This is a genomic window from Streptomyces sp. PU-14G (genome assembly GCF_041028275.1).
Classification (GTDB): domain Bacteria; phylum Actinomycetota; class Actinomycetes; order Streptomycetales; family Streptomycetaceae; genus Streptomyces.
Genome location: NZ_JASKYT010000437.1, coordinates 1 through 5,277, shown reverse-complemented (window position 1 = coordinate 5,277; position 5,277 = coordinate 1). Strand labels below are relative to the sequence as shown.

Annotated in this window: 5 protein-coding genes; 3 read left to right on the top strand and 2 right to left on the bottom strand. The window is 71.0% G+C overall.

Going from position 1 to position 5,277, the window contains the following annotated elements; genetic code table 11:
* Together AB8Z75_RS30890 and AB8Z75_RS30885 are read left to right on the top strand one after the other, a co-directional pair.
* Nucleotides 1-650, top strand: a 650-nt coding sequence (locus AB8Z75_RS30890; protein ID WP_369207791.1) for a TetR/AcrR family transcriptional regulator, incomplete at its 5' end; no start/stop codon positions are given.
* A 177-nt stretch (nucleotides 651-827) separates the two neighbouring features.
* Nucleotides 828-1,856, top strand: coding sequence for an aspartate-semialdehyde dehydrogenase (locus tag AB8Z75_RS30885; protein WP_369207789.1), 1,029 nt, complete (start codon nucleotides 828-830; stop codon nucleotides 1,854-1,856).
* A 68-nt stretch (nucleotides 1,857-1,924) separates the two neighbouring features.
* Here the strand turns inward: AB8Z75_RS30885 and AB8Z75_RS30880 are convergent, their stop codons facing one another.
* Together AB8Z75_RS30880 and AB8Z75_RS30875 are read right to left on the bottom strand one after the other, a co-directional pair.
* Nucleotides 1,925-3,001: a S1 family peptidase gene (locus AB8Z75_RS30880; protein ID WP_369207787.1), complete on the bottom strand. Its 1,077-nt coding sequence runs from the start codon at nucleotides 2,999-3,001 to the stop codon at nucleotides 1,925-1,927.
* Between the two features lie 361 nt (nucleotides 3,002-3,362).
* A complete protein-coding gene (locus AB8Z75_RS30875; RefSeq protein WP_369207785.1) occupies nucleotides 3,363-4,277 on the bottom strand; it encodes a S1 family peptidase in 915 nt (304 codons plus the stop codon).
* A 440-nt stretch (nucleotides 4,278-4,717) separates the two neighbouring features.
* Between AB8Z75_RS30875 and AB8Z75_RS30870 the strand changes: the two genes are divergently transcribed.
* Nucleotides 4,718-5,179 (top strand): cell division protein SepF, encoded by a 462-nt coding sequence (locus tag AB8Z75_RS30870; RefSeq protein WP_369207783.1) that lies wholly within the window; start codon nucleotides 4,718-4,720, stop codon nucleotides 5,177-5,179.
* Nucleotides 5,180-5,277: the final 98 nt, after the last annotated feature.

Here is a 5,277-nt window from a genome sequence, read left to right as displayed (position 1 = left end):
CCCGCCCCCAGGGCGCCACCCGCCCTTCCCTCACCGAGCGCCGCAAAGCCGAGACGGAGCGGGAGATCGCCCGGCACGCCGCCGCGCTGTTCTCCGCGCACGGCGCGGCGGGGGTCACAGCGGAGGGCATCGCCCAGGCGGCGGGGGTCTCGCTGCGCACCTTCTACCGCTACTTCCGCACCAAGGAGGAGGCGGTCACCCCGCTGCTGACCGGCGGGGTGCACCAGTGGCTGGCAGAGCTGGCCGCCGCCCCCGCCGAGCTGTCCGTGGCCGAGGCGCTGGAGCGGGCCGTACGCGGCGCCCTCACCCCGCAAGGCCCGCACGCGGACCTCCAGGCCGAGGCGCTGGAGAGCACCCGCGGCCTGCTGCGCGCCGCCGGAGGCGACCCCGCGCTGCGCTCGGTGTGGCTGCGGGTGCACGCGGAGACGGAGGAGGCGCTGGTGCCCGCGCTCAGGGAGCTCTCCCGCCAGGACACCGACCCGCTGGAGCTGCGGCTGGCAGCGGCGGCGGCCAACGCCGCCATGCGGATCGCGATGGAGACGTGGGCGGCCGACGAGGCCGGGCCCGACGACCCCGAGCGGGGTCCGGCCGTACTCGCCGTACGCTGTCTGCGGGGGCTGACCGCAGGACTGCGCACGCCCCGCGCGTAGCCGTACTCACGCGCGCTCCCGGGACGGCGCGCCGTGCTGTGACCGAAATCAAAGCACTGGCACCCCTACCCGGCGCCGTGCAGGGTAGGGGCACGCGGGATACGGACGTAAGCCGGCGCGGCCGCGTACACAGGACCCTCCCGGGTCCACGGCCGCGCGATCAGCTGAAGGAGCCCCATGAAGGTCGGGATTGTCGGAGCCACCGGTCAGGTCGGCACAGTGATGCGCGAGATTCTGGCCGAGCGCAAGGTCCCGGTCGACGAACTGCGCCTGTTCGCCTCCGCCCGTTCCGCGGGCCGGGCGCTGCCCTGGAAGGACGGCGAGGTGACCGTCGAGGACGCGTCCACCGCCGACTACACGGGGCTGGACATCGTCCTGTTCTCGGCCGGCGGCGCCACCTCCAGGGCGATCGCCGAGAAGGTCGCCTCCCAGGGTCCGGTCGTGATCGACAACTCCTCGGCCTGGCGCCTGGACCCCGAGGTCCCGCTGGTCGTCTCGGAGGTGAACCCGGACGCGGCCAAGCAGCGCCCCAAGGGCATCATCGCCAACCCGAACTGCACCACGATGGCCGCGATGCCGGTGCTGCGCCCGCTGCACGACGAGGCGGAGCTGACCGCGCTGGTCGTCTCGACCTACCAGGCGGTCTCCGGCAGCGGGCTCGCGGGCGTCGCCGAGCTGGAGGGGCAGGCCCGCAAGGCGGTGGAGAACGACGCCGCGAAGCTGACCTTCGACGGCGAGGCGGTGGACTTCCCCGAGCCGGACAAGTTCAAGCGGCCGATCGCCTTCAACGTGCTGCCGCTGGCGGGCTCGATCGTCGACGACGGCCTGGCCGAGACGGACGAGGAGCAGAAGCTCCGCAACGAGAGCCGCAAGATCCTCGACGTCCCCGGCCTCAAGGTCTCGGGCACCTGCGTGCGCGTCCCGGTCTTCACCGGCCACTCGCTCCAGGTCAACGCCCGCTTCGCGCGTCCGCTCAGCCCCGAGCGCGCCGCCGAGCTGCTGGCCGGGGCGCCGGGCGTGGAGCTGTCGGACATCCCCACCCCGCTCCAGGCGGCCGGCAAGGACGCCAGCTACGTGGGCCGCATCCGCGCGGACGAGACGGTGGAGAACGGCCTGTCGCTGTTCCTCTCGAACGACAACCTGCGCAAGGGCGCCGCGCTCAACGCGGTGCAGATCGCGGAGCTGGTCGCGGCCGAGCTGAGCTGACGCCTTCCTGACGTACGGAACCCCCCGGACCGCGTCCGGGGGGTTCCGCCGTGGGGGGAAGGACCAGATCAGCCGATCTTGGCGCCCAGCGCGTCGAGCGCGGCGGGCACCGGCTGGAAGTAGGTCTCGCCGCCGGAGGAGCAGTCACCGCTGCCGCCGGAGGTCAGGCCCAGCGCCTTGTCGCCCGCGAAGAGCGAACCGCCGCTGTCACCGGGCTCGGCGCAGACGTCGGTCTGGATCAGCCCGTCGACGGTGCCCTCCGGGTAGGTGACGGAGGCGTCCACGGCCTTGACGGTGCCGTCGTGCACCTGGGTGGTGCTGCCGCTGCGGGTGACCTGCTGGCCGACCTGCGCCTCGCCGGCGCCGGAGATGGCCTGCGTACCGCCGTCGTAGAGGTTGACCTCGCTCGGGTGGTCGACGTCGCCGGTGTAGGTGGCGATGCCGTAGTCGTTGCCCGGGAACTTGCCGTCGCCGCTCTCGGCGATGGGCTGACCGCCCTGGCTGTCGGACCAGGAGGAGATCGCGGTGGTGCAGTGGCCCGCGGTCAGGAAGCCGGGCTTGCCGTCGGCGGTGGTGACGTTGAAGCCGAGCGAGCAGCGACCGCCGTCGCCCCAGATGGCGTCGCCGCCGGCGATCTTGGTGGTGAACTCGCCCTCCGCGCGCTTGAGCTCGGCCTTGCCGCCCTGGGCCTTGACGGCCTTCTTCAGCTTGGCGAGCTCGGCGCCCTTGACCGTCTTGTCGGCGGTGACGACGACCTTGTTGGTCTTCACGTCGACCGAACGGGCCGTGCCGGGGATGTTCTTCCCGGTCAGCGCGTCCTTGGCGGAGTCGAGCTGGGCCAGGGTGTGCGTGACGACCTTGGCCTGCGCCCCGGCCGCCTCGACCTTCTCCTTGGCCGCCTCGTCGGTGACGTTGACGACGAGCTTGTTCGCCTTGGCGTCGTAGTAGGAGCCGGCGTCACCCTTGATGTCCGAGGTCAGCTGGTCGGCCAGCTGGGCCGCCGACGTCGAGGAGAGGGACTTGAGCGTGGGGGCGTCCTGGGAGGCGTTGGCCGTGGTGGCCGTGAGCGTCCCGACGGCGAGGGCGGCGACCGCCGACCCGGCGAGAACTATGCGGCGCTTGGGTACGCGTCGGTGCTGTGACAACGTGGAACCTCCGGTGGGGGGTTGGACCGCCCGGGGTGTGGGCGGACCAGGAGGATGTATGGACGCGGACTCGCAAGAAGTCGCGTCCATGCCAACTTGTGGGCCGAGTATTGCGAGCCCCGTCCCCCCGCACAAGGTTCAGATCACGTCAGCCGACCGGAAGTTCGGTTGCCCTGTCAAGGTGCCGAACGTCCCTCCGTGTCCGCGACGTCCCTCCCGACGGCAACCCGGGGCGATGCCATGTGTCCGCACGGTAAGGCGTAGACCTGACTGGATATCGACCCCCGCCCGCCACCACACGCATGTGCCCGTGCGCGCCTCCAGTGGCGCACACGGGCACACGAACCACCCGCAGACGGCGTCAGTACACGCTCACGCCGTACGCGTTGAGGGCCTCACGCACCGGCTGGAAGAAGGTCGTGCCACCGCTGGAGCAGTCGCCGCTGCCGCCGGAGGTGAGACCGAGCGCCGTACCCCCCGCGTAGAGAGGACCGCCGCTGTCCCCGGGTTCCGCGCACACGGTGGTGCGGATCAGCCCCGAGACGATGTCACCGCCCCCGTAGTTGACCGTGGCGTTCAGACCGGTGACCTGTCCCCTGTGGGTGCCCGTGGTGCTCCCGCGCCGGGTCACGCTCTGCCCGACGCGCGCGTCCCCGGCACCGGTGATGTCGACGCTGCCGACGGTGCCCGGATGGGAGAGGGCGGAATTGCTGTACCGCACCAGCCCGTAGTCGTTGCCGGGGAAGCTCGACCCCGCCGTGGGGCCGATGAGAGTGGAGTGGCTGGAGTCGCTGTACCAGTTGCCGCCGCCCTCCGTGCAGTGCCCGGCGGTCAGGAAGTAGTACGTGCCGCCCTTGCGGACGTTGAACCCGAGCGAGCAGCGGTACTGGCCCGCATAGATGGCGTCCCCGCCCGAAAGGTACTTCCGATACGTGCCCTTGACCCGCTCGATCTCGACAGCGCCCGCGACCTCGCCCGCGGCCCGCTTGATCCGCGCCAGCCCGGCACGGGAGACCCGGCTGTCTGCGGTGACGACGAGCTTGCCGTTCTCCTTGTCGACGTGCCACGCGGTGCCGGCCACGTCGGCGGAACGCACGGCATCACTGGCCGCGCTCAGCGCAGAGGCCGACCAGGCGTGGGGGGTGGGAGCTTCGGCGGAGGCCGTGGCCGGCGCGACGAGCGCGCCGGCCGCCGCCATGCCCGACGCGACGGCGATCAGCCGGCTGCGTCTGCGGCGTGTCACACCGTCAGCTGATGTGGTGCGCTTGGTCTTCACTTTTCCTCCCGATCACGGAAATCAAAGCGTGCTCCTGACAAACGCTGCATGGAGTATTCGCCGTGATTTTCCCGACCGGCAAGGCCCTCTTTCGGACTCCCTCGGCGTTTGGGACGACGAAGAGCGGGGAGGAGCCATACCTGGTCAACACCAGGTCAACCCGGGACGATGCGGAAGGTGTCGCTCACTCGGATGTCCTTGGCGGCCACCCATCCGGCGGGAACGGGACAATGCGGACCCTCTCGCACTCCTTCACCTGCCCCTTAACACGGTGATCCCTGATCGAGTGCCGGAAGTTCTGCACCAGAACCGTCACGAAACCCCGGCGGGATGGGTATCCGCTTGGCGCATCATCAGCATCATGGACGACCATAGGGGTTGCGGACCCGCGGCGGAGCGCTGAGAACAGTGGGACACCGCGCGAAGGAAAGGAGGCGTCCATGGGATCGGTGCGCAAGGCGAGTGCCTGGCTGGGCCTCGTCGACGACAGCGAGATGCGTTACTACGACTATGCCGACGGAACGGACGACGGCCCGGTCGAGGGGCCGGTGCCCGCGGACGCCGCACGGGAGCCGTGGGTCACCGACCCCAGAGTCCGGGTCACGGCCGAGACCGCCCAGGACCAGGGCACCAAGATCGCGACCGTCAGCCCGGACTGCTTCCGCGACGCACGCGGTATCGGCGAGCTCTTCCGGGACGGGGTGCCGGTGATCGTGAACCTCACCGCCATGGACTCGGCCGACGCGAAGCGCGTGGTCGACTTCGCGGCAGGCCTGACCTTCGGCCTGCGAGGCTCCATCGAACGCGTAGCCAACCGCGTCTTCCTGCTGACCCCGCCCGACTACAGCGTCGTCACCAACGAAGACCACCGCGACCCAGCCGGCTTCTACAACCAGAGCTGACCCCCTGGCCCCCAGCGCAGGGGCCAGGGGCGAAGCCCCTGACCGGGCCCAGTGAGCTCAGCCCCCATGTCGGGGGGGGTCCAGGGGGCGGAGCCCCT